Here is a 13,979-nt window from a genome sequence, read left to right as displayed (position 1 = left end):
AATTTAAATCTGTACCTTGGCTGAAAAATAAAACCCACAAACCCGCAACCAAAATCGCCGGCGATAATATATTTTTCCGCGAAAGATTTGCCCCGCACGAATTAGCTCTTCCTAACTCCACTCTAATCTAGTTAAATTAAAATGTCAGTCGCCAGAGGCCAAGTGAATTCGATCACCCAAAAACAGTGATCGGGATCGTATCCGATTTATTTCCCAGTCCTTGTCTCGCGGGCTTTGTTGGTGTGTTCGCGTTGCTAGCGCTTTCAACCACCGGAATCCACAATCACGATCAGCCGATCGAGTGGTTATGCCTGTCAGCGCGATCAAATCTAAATTGGGCAATCGAATTTCCGTAATGCGTCAACTGCGATCGAATTTCCGCCATGCGTCAAAGTGCGATCGAATTTCCATTTGACCCCTGGCGCACTGTCAGTACAAGTGCCAAATATAAACCTACTACCCCCACCCATGAAACAAACTCCCAAAGCCCCCGACTTTATCATCATCGGCGCCCAAAAAGCCGGCACAACATCTCTGTACAATTACTTAATCCAACATCCCCAAATCGCCCCCGCTGCCCAAAAAGAAATCCATTACTTCGACTTCAACTTCGACAAAAGCCCCGACTGGTACTATGCCCAATTTCCCCAGCCCCAAACAGGCGAAAATCTACTAACCGGAGAAGCCAGCCCCTACTACATCTGTCACCCCCAAGTTCCGCAACGAATCCACGATTTATTTCCCAAAGTTAAAATAATCGCCCTGCTGAGAAACCCAGTAGAACGCGCAATATCCCACTATTATTACTATATCAAAATAGGCTACGAATCCCTATCATTAGAAAGTGCGATCGCCTCCGAACCCGAAAGACTCAAAGGCGAAATAGAAAAACTCATAGCCAACCCAAACTACTACAGTTACGAACACCAACACCACAGCTATCTAACGCGCGGCATTTACGCCGATCAACTCCCAGCCTGGATGAAACTTTTTCCCAAATCACAACTTTTAATCCTCAAAAGCGAAGACTTGTATACCAATCCCTTCAGCACATACAACAGCGTCTTAGAATTTCTAGAATTGCCGCCGCACCAACTACAAACCTACGAAAAATACAACGCCACCCAATATCCCCCCATCAGCGAGACAGTATACGAGCAATTGAGAGCATATTTTCGATCTCACAACCAAAGACTAGCCAAATTGTGCGATCGAGACTTCGGCTGGGATTAACATCATAGTAGGGAAACCGCAAAGCCCATTGGTTTCAACTTAGGGTAAAATCCATAGTCCGGCAGGGGTTGAATTCCCTAGCGGACTCGCGGACTGGCAGATAGTCGGCTTAAGTCGATGACACCAATGAGCCTTGCCCTTTCCCTACATTTGACAAACAATGCTTGACATCCCAGTCTCCCTGTGCTAGGTTGGGCAATAGTATTGTGTTTAATCCACAAATCGCAGCACTTCAGTTATGTTCACAGCCAACAGCTATTTTTATTTTTGGTACAGCCAAGTTCGCCCGGAGTGAATTGGTAATTCACTGTGAACATCCGGGCGAACCGCAGATTAACACCTGCGGTTTTGTTTTTTCTACTTCTTTTCCCAACAACCAATCGAGTACAAGCGAAAACAGCAATGACATTATTCAGTAACTGGTACTACAGCTTTTATTTTTGGCCCAACAAAAGTTCTGGGTAAATTGTCGCGCTGTCTTTTCGCACCAACCCGGAACTCCTAAAAGTTCCGGGTTTTTTGTTGTCAACCACCCACTTAAATTTCCTGGAGAATTCCCTCATGTTAGAAGCCAAACTCGTAACCAAATCTCATCCCGAACACCAAACAATCGTCAAACTCTCAGAAACAGTCTCAGTCGGCGGCACAGAATTATTAATCATCGGCGGCCCCTGTACCGTCGAAAGTCCTGCACAAATGGAAACAGTCGCCCGCCAACTATCCGCCGCATCGGTGCAAGCTTTGCGAGGCGGAGTCTACAAACCCCGCACATCTCCCTATGCTTTCCAAGGGATGGGAATTGAGGGACTGGAAATTTTAGCCGATGTCAGCCGGCGTTACGGTTTACCCGTCGTGACAGAGGTAATGTCGATCGCCCAAATCGAGCCAGTTGTCACCTATGCTGATATGCTGCAATTAGGCAGTCGGAATATGCAAAACTTCGAGTTACTAAAGGCGATCGGTCAAGCCGGAAAACCAGTCTTACTAAAACGCGGCTTATCAGCCACAATCGAAGAATTTGTGATGGCCGCCGAATACATTCTCAGCCACGGAAATCCTCATGTAGTTCTCTGCGAAAGAGGCATCCGCAGCTTCGACAATTACACCCGAAACGTATTAGATTTAGGTGCAGTCGTAGCGCTGAAACAGTTAACTCATTTGCCAGTAATAGTAGACCCTTCTCACGCAGTCGGCAAGCGAGAATTAGTCGCACCACTAGCCAAAGCAGCGGTTGCTTGCGGTGCAGACGGATTAATTATTGAGTGTCACCCGCAACCAGAAAAATCGGTTTCTGACGCGCGGCAAGCTCTTTCTTTACCAGATATGGTAGATTTAGTTGCGAGTTTGCGGCCTGTAGCCGCCGCCGTTGGGCGCCGCATACCCGAGATTAATGTGCCTTCAGAGGTATTAAGTTTGAAGTGATATGGGTAGGAAATAATCTATAACTTTTAACGTCAAACTCTACAGTCGGTTTTAACCGAATTGAGCTTTGAGGCAGGGGTTTAAACCCCTGCCGAAATCCGGGAAAGCGCGTGTTTCACGAATTTAGATTAAAATAAAAAATAATACTGTCATCTACGAAATTTTGCTTAATTATGGCAATACTACTTAACGTTCCTTCGATCGTCTGCTCTGGCTGCGCTGATACAATTACCAAAGCCATCAAAACTGTTGACTCCGATGCTACTGTCAATGTGGATGTCGCAGCTAAGACTGTTACAGTAGAAGCTCAAGCTTCTGAAGAGTCAATTACACAGGCGGTTGTTGCTACGGGCCACACCGTCCAAGATTGATATTGAGTTTGGTGAGGGCGGGTTTACGAGATTATTGGTCTTAGGCTGAAATTATTGGTAAAAGCCGCCCCTACACAATTTTAAATCCATTATCAATGCCCAATGCCCAAAAGCTTAATCTGCTTCGTCTAAGTGTTCGGCGACGGCTTGGTAAAGTTCAAAAACGTGGCGATCGAGTAAACTATAAAAAACTTGTCTCCCAACCTTGCGGTAACTTACCAACCGCATCGCCCGCAATGCCCGCAACTGATGCGATACTGCTGACTCGCTCATACTCAACGCCGCAGCCAAGTCACACACGCACAGTTCTTGTTTTGCCAAAACCGATAGCAGCCGTAGGCGATTCGCATCTCCCAAAAGACTGAAAAACTCAGCCATCCGCTGAGCTTTTGCGGTGTTGAGAACTTGTGTTTGGATGTCCCCTGCCCGTACACGGTCAACTAGGTGCGGTCGATCGCACATTGGTGTATCGTTTTGTTGGTGAGACTGAGTTATCGCTCCATTAACAGCAGAGTTGGGTGACATCTTTTCCCGGCTAATTTTAATTCTCATTTTCATTTTAGTGCGATCTGCAAACCTTTTGTAACAAAACTTTTACATTACCTTGACTAATATCTGAATATGTGTTCATATATTAGTAGAGACAAACAACCCCACCAGGAGAAGCTCAAATGACTACCGCCACCCAAACAAAATGTGCCTGTCCTTCATGTTCGTGCGTTGTCAGCCCCAGCGAAGCCATTGAAAAAGACGGCAAAACATACTGTTCCAGTGCTTGCGCTGACGGGCACCCCAACGGCCAAGGCTGCGGCCACACCGGCTGCGAGTGCCACAAATAAATATTCGGCTTCAGAAAAGGTTAATCAACAACTGCCAAATATATCTAAAGGGAGATGCCAACAGCGCATTTCCCAATTTTTTTGCTTTTAGGTTAAAGAAAAGTTAAGATAAAGCTAACTTAAGGTTAAGACTGCATTAATAGACTAAATACAGAGCGAAAAAGCACAATTGCTACTTACGCAATACAATAGAAGCAAGTTAGCGCCGCGATACTGAGTACAAATAGTGCTATTAACAGCAGAGACCGAACCAAAAGTTGAATACCAAAAGTTTAATTAGGAGGGGGCAATGAAAGAGCGGGAAGATTTTTTACATCCTCGCAATCGCTACTACGGTGATTTCACGCCAGAAAACTTGGCGTTTAATGCCAACTTGCAGGAGTTTGCTCAAAAAATAACTTATATTTGCTCGCTGGAAACAGGGGGTAAAATTAGCGCTGAGAAAGCCTATAAAGATATTAAGATGCTTTGGAAAGACTTAAAATCCTCTAAGAAGCAATTAGGAATTGGCCAAAAACCTCCCAGTACCGAGGAGCAAAATTCACCTTAAAGTCATCGCTACCAACGCAGCGTTTGCAATCGAAAACCCCTGCGATTGCGAGCGCTGCTTTTTTCTGCGTACTCAGCCAAGGTAAGGTGCTTGCTAGTAGGCAAACTTTAGAAAATTCTATGGTTTGGGATTTGGTGCACTTTCTCCAGCAAAGGAAGTACAATTGCCACCGAGGCCAGAAATAATCGCGCAAGTATTAGTTTTCAGCATTCCCTGATATGTATCAGCACCCGTGCCGGGGCCGCCCAACTCGTCGCTGTAAAGTTCTTTGTCGGAAATCTCGACATTTGCCTCCCTCGCCACAGTCTCCATCAACTTCGGATTAGTTGTAGTTTCGGCAAAAATTGTCGGTACTCCTGTGCTCTTAATTTCTGAGGACAATGCGGCAATTCTTGCTGCTGTGGGCTGTTCCTCTGTCGTCACACCCTGCAAAGCTCCAGCCATCTCCAAACCGTAAGCATCGGCATAGTAACTCAGAGCATCATGAGTGGTTACTAACTTGCGTTTTTCGGGTGCAATAGTCGCAATTTGAGCTTTTATCCAAGTATCTATTTTTTGCAACTCATCTGTTAAGCTTGCTGCATTTTTGGTATAAAGTTGAGCATTGGCGGGGGAAACTTTGCTCAATTCATCGCGAATTGTTTCTACCATACGGATGCCATTTTCAGGGTTATGCCAAACGTGAGGGTCAGGGACTTTTTGGCCTTCTGCATGGGGTTGGTTTTCCGCTTTATCTTCACCGTGTTCGTGCTCGTCTTTGCCCATCAGCGGTTTGGGAACGGCGAGTTCGTGGACGGCGATTTTGGGTGCGGAATTATTGCTAGATTCAATTAACTTAATGATGCTGGGTTCGTGGTTGTAGCCGCCGTAGAAAATCAGATTTGCTGTTTCAATCGCTTTGCGGTCTTCTGGCTTGGTTTGGTAGGCGTGGGGGTCGTCTCCCGGCTCAATTAGACAGGTGGTGTCGATCGAACTTTGAGCAATTTCTTTAGTTAGGTTGCAGATAACGCCAGTCGTGGCCACGACTTTGGGCAAGTTGCCGCCGGGACTGGCTTGAGTTTGAGTTGTGGCGGGACTCTCCGGCGCGCGATTGCTTGCGTTCTGTCCTCCACTGCACGCAACCAGACCGCAGCCAATTGCCAAAACACTCGCACCCCACAATCTGCAGGTTTTTCCAGCCAAGTTCTTTAACATTTTCACCTTTGGAACGATAATCGTTATTGCTTTTTCGAGTTATCCTATTCTAGTAGCTACGAACAAGAATCGTTCTCAAAATCTCTAATTATGCTAGAAGTGCAAGACTTGGCTGTCAATTATCGCGGAATTGCGGCCCTCAGCAGCGTGAATTTCCAGTTAGATCCCGGACAATTAACTGGTGTGTTCGGCCCCAACGGCGCGGGGAAAAGCACGATGGTGAAAGCGATGCTGGGATTGATCCCGGCCTGTCGGGGTTTGGTGAAATATCAGGGGCGGCTGCTGAAGGAACAGTTGTCGCGGGTGGCTTACGTGCCGCAGCGATCGCAAATTGACTGGGATTATCCGATTACGGTGTGGAATGCGGTGATGATGGCGCGAACCGTCCAGACTGGTTGGTTTAGATCGCCCTCGAAGCAGTCGCAAGAATTGGTGAAAGCTGCTTTGCTGCGGGTGGGAATGTGGGATTTGCGCGATCGACAAATTGGCGAACTGTCTGGCGGACAGCAGCAGCGGATTTTCTTAGCAAGGTCGATCGCCCAACAAGCCGAGTTATTCTTCTTCGACGAACCTTTTAACGCGATCGACAAAGCAACCGAAGAAATTATTTTCGATATTTTTGCCGAACTAAAAGCCGAAAATAAAACATTGCTAGTAATCAGCCACGATTTAGGTGAAACTTTAAAACAGTATGACAATTTATTATTGCTCAACAAGCAGTTAATTGCGACTGGTTCCTGCCAGGAAGTGCTCACCGCAGCCAATATTCAAAAAGCCTATGGATACGATTTAAGTTTAGTTGCTGCCTAAGCAAAAAAAGATTTATCTTTAAAGTTGATTGTGGCACGGGGGTCCCGCCTGTGCAGTTTATTGTAGTTAAAAAAATCCTATTATTGATGTAATTCAATGTTAAACCTACTAATTGAGCCACTACAATTCGAGTTTATGCGAAATGCGATCGCCGTCGGCATTTTGCTAGGAATTCTCTGTGCCGTTGTCGGTTCCTACTTAATTGTACAGCAAATGGGAATGATAGTTGACATGATTGCCCATTCGGTATTAGCAGGATTGCCAGTAGCTTTTTCTTTAGGTTTCAATATTTCGATCGGCGCGTTTATATCGGGAATTATCAGCGCGGTAATTATGGCATGGATTAAATCGCAATCGCGCCTCAAAATTGATGCAGTCATGGCCTTAATTTTATCTACATTTTTAGCAATTAGCGTCACCTTGATTAGCCTGTTGCGGACAACCAAATTAGACTTAGACGGGTTTTTGTTCGGTAATATCTTGTCAGTTGCACCTGCTGACGTGCAGCAGACTTTCGTCATAACTTTAATAATTTTAGTGGCGGTTAAACTCCTTTACAAAGAACTACTATTCTATACTTTTGACCCCCTGGGGGCGCAAGCCTGCGGTTTACCTGTAAACTGGATTTACTTGGGCATGATTTCGGCGATTACGCTGACGATTGTTGCGAGTTTGCAAACTGTGGGGGCGCTGTTAGTAATTTCTCTGTTAATCGGGCCGGGAATTACGGCGTATTTGTTGGTAAAAGAGCTGCATTTAATGATGGGATTGGGAGCAATTATTGGGATTACAGCTAGCGTGACTGGTATGTATTGCAGCTATTATTTGAATATGCCGTCTGGGGCGGCAATTGTATTAGTTATTTTTGGGTTATTTTTAGTAGCTTTGCTGTTCAGTCCCAGTCAAGGAATTTTGACAAGAAAGAGAGGATAACAGTCCTCGACGCACTCTATCTGTTGTGCGATTGCGAGGTTGAGTTTACTTCGTTCCAAATTTTGTAGAACGGGTGTTTCAGCAGGTGGTTTTGGTCGAGAATACTGTAGAGTGGTTGGAGAAATTGCTGTTGGGTGGTAATTGTCGATCGCCTTTGAGAATAGTGCAGCCACTAAAATGTTATTGTAATTTAGCATTTTGTCAAGACCAAGGTTTTCAATTTTTATGTTTGGCCCAACTGGTGCGATCGCCATACTACCAACTTAGCACCCCCCGAACTCTGTGGCGCCCATAGATTGCGACCAAACCAGCAACTCACCTCCACAGCCGCCCGCGACCAGAAACTGGCCTTCGGGATGCCATGCCAGACACGAAAAACCGCCCTCTGCACCTTCTAGAATTTGCAGCAATTGTTCTGCTTCAGACCACAAACAAACTTGACCGTCTGCGGCAGCGGAAGCTAATAAAAATGTGTTAGGTTGAAACGCGATCGCATTTACCACATTTTCATGCACTTCTAACCCCCAAGAATCCCAACCGACACTTTCATCAGCGTGTTTTTCCCACACTGAAATGTCTTCAGAACTCGCGACAGCCAACAAAGGCGCACCCAAAGAATTAGTTTTATCCGACCAAGCTAACTCCCGAACTTTCCCCGGAAAACCCTGCATTACCCAGGGTTCAAAATTGCCCCATTCATTAACAATGAGAGTATTGTCCATATTGCCACAAGCTAAATATTCCCCTTGTGGCGACCAAGAAATTGCACCTGTTGCAGAGGGTACTGATAAAATTTCCGGGTCTTCGTCCCAGTCTTCGCCATGCCAAACTTTGACACCTTGATAGCCGCTAACTGCCAGATATTGAACCATCGGATGCCATGCTAAATCGAGTATAGATGATGACTCGAAATTCAGCGTTACTTCCACAACATTATCCTCAACATTCCATACTTGAACGTAGCGACCCATACTGAAAGCTAACTGGTTGCAGTTGGGACTCCAAGCTAACTTATCAACCCAAACGCGCTGGTTATCCAAGTCAGCAATTAATTCCCCAGAATTAACGCGCCAAATTCGCACTTTTCCATCTTGTCCGCCAGCAGCTAGGAATTGGCTGTCGCGGGAAAAAGACAAGCAATCGGCTGATTTAGCCGTGGCAGTTTGTAGCGTTTGCAATGACAATTCATTAACTGCCCCTACTTTCGCCAGCATCACTTCGCCCGCAGCAGAACAGACTCCTAAAGTTGTGCCATCCGGCGACCAAGTAACAGCAGTTACGTAGTCAGACAGCATTGCTTTGGCGTGAAATTCCAGGGTTAGTTCACTTTTATTTGTCTTTTTGTTACCCATATTTATTGAACCTGAGATGTTGCACTCTTTTTAAGAACGGGCTCTCCGGCCCGTTCCACAAGAGATGAATTTTATTCTGGGGGAACAGGCCGAAAAGCCTGTCCCTAAAAAGCTTATTAAAAATGCTTCAAGATGTCAGTTAAACTAGACACCGACGGAAATCCTCTCGCAATTGATTTTCGTTTAAGTTGCGACCGATGAATACGAGTTCATTTTTAGGAGTTTCGGTGGCTTTCCAAGGTCTATCCGGTCGACAATCAAACACCATGTGTACTCCTTGGAAAACAAATCGCTTGTTGTCTGCGGCAACATTCAAAATGCCTTTTGTCCGAAAGATATTCGGGCCTTGAGTTCGCAACAATTCGCCGATCCAATCGCTAAATTTGTTGCCGTCAATAGCACCGGATTCTACTATTGCTACTGAGGTAACAGTTTCGTCGTGTTCGTGGGTGTGTTCGCCCAAAAAGTCGGGTTCGATTTCTAATGCCCGGTTCAAATCAAATGCTTTAACGCCCAACAAAGCATCCATTTGTAATTCAGCATTGTGAGTACGGTAAATTTTTGCCATTGCATTCATGGCGCGAATTCGCTTTTCTAATGCGGCCAATTCTTCCTCAGTAACTAAATCAGTTTTGTTTAGTAAAACTACATCAGCAAATGCAATTTGTTCTTGAGCTTCGTCTGCGTCCCAGTGCTGCCAGATGTGCTTGGCATCGACTACCGTGACAACTGCGTCTAGCAGCAATTTGTCCCGCATATCTTCATCTACAAAAAATGTTTGAATTACGGGTGCGGGGTCGGCTAAACCTGTGGTTTCGATGACTATGTGATCGAATTTGTCTCGGCGCTTCATTAAGTTACCGATAATCCGAATTAAATCGCCTCGGACTGTACAGCAAATGCAGCCGTTGTTCATCTCGAAAATTTCTTCATCGGCATCAATTATAAGTTGGTTGTCGATGCCTACTTCGCCGAATTCGTTGACGATGACTGCAACTTTTTTGCCGTGTTCCTGTGTTAAAATGCGGTTGAGCAGCGTGGTTTTGCCTGCACCTAAATAGCCTGTGAGAACGGTAACAGGAACTGATTCGATCGCCCCAGCAGTCACCATACTTGACCTCGATTATTGTACAATGATAACCATTATCGCTATTGTACACCAGACCTGCTGGCAGCGCCCACAATATTAAATAATGTTAATAAATTCTTTGTCAGAGCTTGTCGGGGCGAGTTTTACCAATAATATTTGCTGCAATTCAAAATATCGATAAACCCACCCCTCTCAGATGACAATTAATTGTTAATCATAGCTGCAATTCGATCGCGTTCTAACTCTCGACCGATCAGCACTAATTTGGTTTGGCGGAGTTCGGAAGGTTGCCAAGGACGATCGTAAAAATATTCTATCCGCGAGCCCACACCTTGCAACACCATCCTCATCGGTTTTTTGGGAACCGCCACAAACCCTTTAATCCGATAGATTTCCTCCTGCTGCATCAAGGATTGCAGTTTTTTCACCAAAGCTTCAGGTTCAAATTCGCGATCGGCAATAAAGTAAGTCGAGTTAATATCATCATCGTGTTCATGTTCCTCCTCAGTGTCATGGTGACTGGGGCGAGACTCCAAATCATCCTCAACCGCCGCATTAAATCCCATGAGCACATCAGGGTTAATTTCGCCACCTTTGCAAGGCACAATTTTTACACTCGGACGCAACTCTTGTTGCAACCAGCTTTGGACTTTCTTGTGAGTTTCCGCATCGACGCGATCGACCTTAGTTAAAAGTACCATATCGGCACAGGCTAACTGGTCTTCAAACAATTCCTCGATCGGAGTTTCGTGATCCAAACTATCATCAGCCTGTCGCTGTGCCATCAAAGCATCAATATCACCGACAAAATTACCGCTAGCAATAGCTTCGCAATCGACAACAGCAACAACACCGTCTACAGTAGCACCCGTGCGAATTTCCGGCCAGCGAAAAGCTTGAATTAAAGGTTTAGGAAGTGCGAGGCCAGAAGTTTCTATTACAATACAATCAATTTTTTCTCTGCGCTTCAACAATTCCTGCATAGTCGGCAAGAATTCCTCTTGAACAGTGCAGCAAAGACAACCATTTGTTAGTTCTACAATATTGCTGTTGACATCTTCTTCTTCGTCACAAACTTGGCAATCGCGCAGCAATTCTCCGTCAATTCCGATTTCGCCAAATTCGTTCACCAGAACAGCAATGCGGCGACCTTGATTATTTTGCAATAAGTGGCGAATTAAGGTAGTTTTGCCACTACCGAGAAAACCAGTGATGACAGTAACAGGGATTTTGTGCATTGATAATTTTGTGCTGATTTGGTGATGGGATATCTCGTTCCCAGGCTGTGCCTGGGAATGCTAATCTAGAGGCTCTGCCTCGCTGGAATAAAGGAGCGCTTTTAATACGAGGCAGAGCCTCTGCGTATGCGTTACGAGGCACAGCCTGGGAACGAAAGGGAAAAAACTAAAGTCCTTACTACAAACCTATCTAATTTGGTAGTGGTGGAATCTTTGCTAAAACGCCTTTTTTCAGAGCTTGAGGACGCTCAGACCAAGGCAACAAACCGTCGGGTTTAGCATAGTATTGACCCGCGCATTCGAGTACAGCCTCGACGCTTTCCGACTCATTTGCTGGTAAATCGCCAAACAAATAAGTGTACTTTCCAACAGCAGCAAAACACACCGCACAAGAGTGACTGCAAGCACTCATGCACTCAACCTCTTGAATCTCAAACTTATCATAAAACTCCCAATCTTTAGCGAGTTGCGACAAATTTTCCATGAATTGTTGACCGCCGCTTTTTCCTTCGCGCTTGCCGTTTTTCCAAACACTAGCGCAAGCAGTGCAAACAAGTAGACTGTGCTTTGTGCGTACAGCCGTGTTAATTCCATCCATCATCCGTACCTCGCAGATGCGTTCAAAAGTGAGTTAGATATCGGCGGGCATTCTGACTTTAGAAACAACAAGCGTTTCATTACAGTTGCGGGACAGCGCCGGACTTGCACCGAACTTTCCCCGTTTCCTCTAGCGACTGCTCCCCGCTAGAACCGATCGCGAAATCAAATCCTATCACACTTGCCGCCTTTTTTCAAAAAAGTTATGTTTGGAGGAGCGATCGTTTCGTTCGTACTAAGGACTTTAGTCCTTATAAGATAACGGCTTCAGGACTAAAGTCCTTACTACCAACCATAGTAATTACCTATGAACGCTTTTCCTGACTTTTCCAAACATGGCTATCAAATAAGCCGCGAACTCGGATACAACAGTTTGGGCGGCCGCGTTACCTATCTCGCCACAAAAATTAACACAAAAAAATCCGTTGTAATTAAGCAATTTCAATTTGCCCAATTAGGGGCTAGCTGGGCAGAATACGAAGCTTACGAACAAGAAATTAAAGTTTTGCAAAATCTGGATCGTCCTGGCATCCCACGCTATCTCGATTCTTTCCAGACTGACAGCGGTTTCTGCATGGTGCAGGAATACAAAAATGCCGAATCTGCTGTCGCCCGGACTTTTTCGCCGCCGGATATCAAACAAATTGCGATCGCCACTTTAGAGATTTTAGTTTACCTGCAAGCTCAGAAACCGCCGATAATTCACCGCGACATCAAACCGGAAAACTTGTTAATCGACGAACAGTTAAATGTTTACTTAGTAGACTTCGGTTTTGCGCGGTTAGGAGGTGGAAATATCGCCGCCAGCAGCGTTGTCAAAGGCACGATGGGATTCATGCCGCCGGAACAAATGTTCAACCGACAATTAACAAAAGCATCCGACCTTTATGGCTTGGGGATAACGCTGATTTGCTTGTTAACTGGTACGAAATCTGCGGATGTCGGTAATTTAATTGATGCTAATTATGGCATTCATTTTCGGCATTTAGTACCGCCGTTGCAGCAAGGTTGGATGAATTGGTTGGAGAGGATAGTAGCGCCGAGACTGCAAGACAGATATCCATCGGCTGCGGATGCTTTAACTGCGCTAGAATCTTTGGATGTCAGCAGCTTGCCGAAAGTGAGAATTGAGCGCGGTCGCATTCAATTCACTGCTACTGAATATGGAGAAATCTTAACACAAACTATTGCAATTAGCAACCCAATTCCCGACACAATGCTTTGTGGCAGGTGGGAAGTCGCGCCGCATCCGAACGATCCGCCCCACACGCCCTACGACCACTCTTGGATCTCCTTTGACCCGCAGGCATTTGAAAGCAATAATATCGAGTGCAAAATCACAGTCGATACGAACAAATTGCTGGAATGTCAAACTTACAACCGCCAAATCATCTTGCGCGCAAATTCTGAACCCGAAACTTATACAATAGAATTGCAAGCTACAACAGCCCCGCTGCCCGTACCGCAAAAAACTAATTTTTTGTCGGTATTCAGGCTGACTTTTATGTTCTGTTTGAGCTTAGCAACTTTTATGTGCTGTTTGCTGGTAACAGTTGTGATATTTTCCTTGATTGATTATACTTACCCCTATCTGGAGGTTGACATCTTTTTGTATTCTGGGACTACTACTATCCTGCTTCCCATCTGTTTTACGAGTGGCTTGTTGGGATTTTTAGTCGCCGAAATCGCCATTACAGCCCAATCAAAAAAATATGATTTTAATTGGTTTCTAGCTTTATGTGGAGGGTTAATAGGATTGATTTTTTCTGGTTTTATTAGCAGCATATTAACCAGTATTGTTTTTGATATTGCGAAGGGTACGATCGATAATCAATTAATAAGTTTTGTGTATGCTGGATCAGTGCTGGTTTCGCTCGCAGTAACTTTACTTGGAGCCTTAATACTAGGAGGAAGAATTACGAATGTTACGATCGAAAATATTACGATAGTAGCAGTTATTATGCTGCTTTTATCATTTTCATTGTATGCTAATAGCTTTAGAGTCGTCTTGATTCTAGCGCTGGCATCCCTGATTTACAAGATAGTCAGTTCGGTATTTAACAAGCTGATTGACGAGCAGATAGCCAGACAAATCCTTGAAGTAGATGCTAGCACAAGAGCTTTTCTTACTGCCGGATTTTGTATGAGTTTGTCAGTAGCATTTATACTATTTAGAAGCTTAGAATTTCAATTAAAATGGGTTGAACCAAGAGAAATATTAGTTGTAGGAGGAACGATAATGACATCTCTAGCCGTCACTGGAATTCCGTTAATTGACTCGATCGTTTTTCAACCAAAAAGAATGCTTGCCAACTATCGCAAATCCCGACCAAATTTAATTAAACCGTAA

At 44.9% G+C, this 13,979-nt stretch carries 15 protein-coding genes and 1 riboswitch; of the genes, 9 read left to right on the top strand and 6 right to left on the bottom strand.

All coding sequences use genetic code 11. The features are described from left to right. The first annotated feature begins 468 nt into the window (after positions 1-468). From QUA42_RS19045 to QUA42_RS19030, 4 genes are all read left to right on the top strand, one after another. Positions 469-1,233: a sulfotransferase domain-containing protein gene (locus tag QUA42_RS19045; RefSeq protein WP_333139126.1), complete on the top strand. Its 765-nt coding sequence runs from the start codon at positions 469-471 to the stop codon at positions 1,231-1,233. A 206-nt stretch (positions 1,234-1,439) separates the two neighbouring features. Next, complete coding sequence (locus tag QUA42_RS19040) at positions 1,440-1,652, top strand: hypothetical protein (protein ID WP_333037085.1); 213 nt, start codon at positions 1,440-1,442, stop codon at positions 1,650-1,652. 142 nt (positions 1,653-1,794) lie between these two features. Then, entirely contained in the window at positions 1,795-2,655 is an 861-nt protein-coding gene (aroF, locus tag QUA42_RS19035) for a 3-deoxy-7-phosphoheptulonate synthase (RefSeq protein ID WP_333139123.1), read from the top strand. A 173-nt stretch (positions 2,656-2,828) separates the two neighbouring features. Next, positions 2,829-3,026, top strand: a complete 198-nt coding sequence (locus QUA42_RS19030) for a heavy-metal-associated domain-containing protein (RefSeq protein ID WP_333037087.1) — start codon at positions 2,829-2,831, stop codon at positions 3,024-3,026. A gap of 114 nt (positions 3,027-3,140) precedes the next feature. On the opposite strand, the gene QUA42_RS19025 is transcribed toward QUA42_RS19030, so the two are convergent. Then, on the bottom strand, positions 3,141-3,551 hold the full coding sequence (locus tag QUA42_RS19025; protein WP_333139157.1) for a metalloregulator ArsR/SmtB family transcription factor: 411 nt from the start codon (positions 3,549-3,551) through the stop codon (positions 3,141-3,143). Between the two features lie 146 nt (positions 3,552-3,697). Between QUA42_RS19025 and QUA42_RS19020 the strand changes: the two genes are divergently transcribed. Both QUA42_RS19020 and QUA42_RS19015 read left to right on the top strand, forming a co-directional pair. Further along, positions 3,698-3,865 (top strand): metallothionein, encoded by a 168-nt coding sequence (locus QUA42_RS19020; protein WP_333081421.1) that lies wholly within the window; start codon positions 3,698-3,700, stop codon positions 3,863-3,865. A gap of 289 nt (positions 3,866-4,154) precedes the next feature. After that, complete coding sequence (locus tag QUA42_RS19015) at positions 4,155-4,415, top strand: DUF7219 family protein (RefSeq protein WP_006631574.1); 261 nt, start codon at positions 4,155-4,157, stop codon at positions 4,413-4,415. Between the two features lie 117 nt (positions 4,416-4,532). Here the strand turns inward: QUA42_RS19015 and QUA42_RS19010 are convergent, their stop codons facing one another. Continuing rightward, positions 4,533-5,609: a metal ABC transporter solute-binding protein, Zn/Mn family gene (locus tag QUA42_RS19010; RefSeq protein WP_333139121.1), complete on the bottom strand. Its 1,077-nt coding sequence runs from the start codon at positions 5,607-5,609 to the stop codon at positions 4,533-4,535. A gap of 90 nt (positions 5,610-5,699) precedes the next feature. On the opposite strand from QUA42_RS19010, the gene QUA42_RS19005 reads away from it, so the two are divergent. Both QUA42_RS19005 and QUA42_RS19000 read left to right on the top strand, forming a co-directional pair. After that, a complete protein-coding gene (locus tag QUA42_RS19005; RefSeq protein ID WP_333139119.1) occupies positions 5,700-6,419 on the top strand; it encodes a metal ABC transporter ATP-binding protein in 720 nt (239 codons plus the stop codon). Between the two features lie 96 nt (positions 6,420-6,515). Continuing rightward, the gene (locus QUA42_RS19000; RefSeq protein ID WP_333139116.1) at positions 6,516-7,352 is read left to right on the top strand and encodes a metal ABC transporter permease; all 837 of its coding nucleotides are present in this window, start codon (positions 6,516-6,518) and stop codon (positions 7,350-7,352) included. A gap of 263 nt (positions 7,353-7,615) precedes the next feature. On the opposite strand, the gene QUA42_RS18995 is transcribed toward QUA42_RS19000, so the two are convergent. The 4 genes from QUA42_RS18995 to QUA42_RS18980 form a co-directional block, all read right to left on the bottom strand. After that, on the bottom strand, positions 7,616-8,704 hold the full coding sequence (locus QUA42_RS18995; RefSeq protein WP_333139115.1) for a WD40 repeat domain-containing protein: 1,089 nt from the start codon (positions 8,702-8,704) through the stop codon (positions 7,616-7,618). 139 nt (positions 8,705-8,843) lie between these two features. Beyond that, a complete protein-coding gene (locus tag QUA42_RS18990; protein WP_333139114.1) occupies positions 8,844-9,815 on the bottom strand; it encodes a GTP-binding protein in 972 nt (323 codons plus the stop codon). A gap of 182 nt (positions 9,816-9,997) precedes the next feature. Further along, complete coding sequence (cobW, locus tag QUA42_RS18985) at positions 9,998-11,032, bottom strand: cobalamin biosynthesis protein CobW (RefSeq protein ID WP_333139112.1); 1,035 nt, start codon at positions 11,030-11,032, stop codon at positions 9,998-10,000. A 190-nt stretch (positions 11,033-11,222) separates the two neighbouring features. Beyond that, entirely contained in the window at positions 11,223-11,633 is a 411-nt protein-coding gene (locus QUA42_RS18980; RefSeq protein ID WP_333139110.1) for a DUF1636 domain-containing protein, read from the bottom strand. Between the two features lie 22 nt (positions 11,634-11,655). Further along, a riboswitch (cobalamin riboswitch) is annotated at positions 11,656-11,802 on the bottom strand. Positions 11,803-11,936: 134 nt separating this feature from the next. On the opposite strand from QUA42_RS18980, the gene QUA42_RS18975 reads away from it, so the two are divergent. Next, positions 11,937-13,979 (top strand): serine/threonine-protein kinase, encoded by a 2,043-nt coding sequence (locus tag QUA42_RS18975; RefSeq protein ID WP_333139109.1) that lies wholly within the window; start codon positions 11,937-11,939, stop codon positions 13,977-13,979.

The sequence above is a fragment of the Microcoleus sp. Pol11C2 genome (assembly GCF_036701505.1).
In the GTDB taxonomy this organism is placed as follows: Bacteria; Cyanobacteriota; Cyanobacteriia; order Cyanobacteriales; family Microcoleaceae; genus Microcoleus.
The sequence above is the reverse complement of the archived record's forward strand: the minus strand, read 5'-3'. Positions and strand labels throughout refer to the sequence as shown.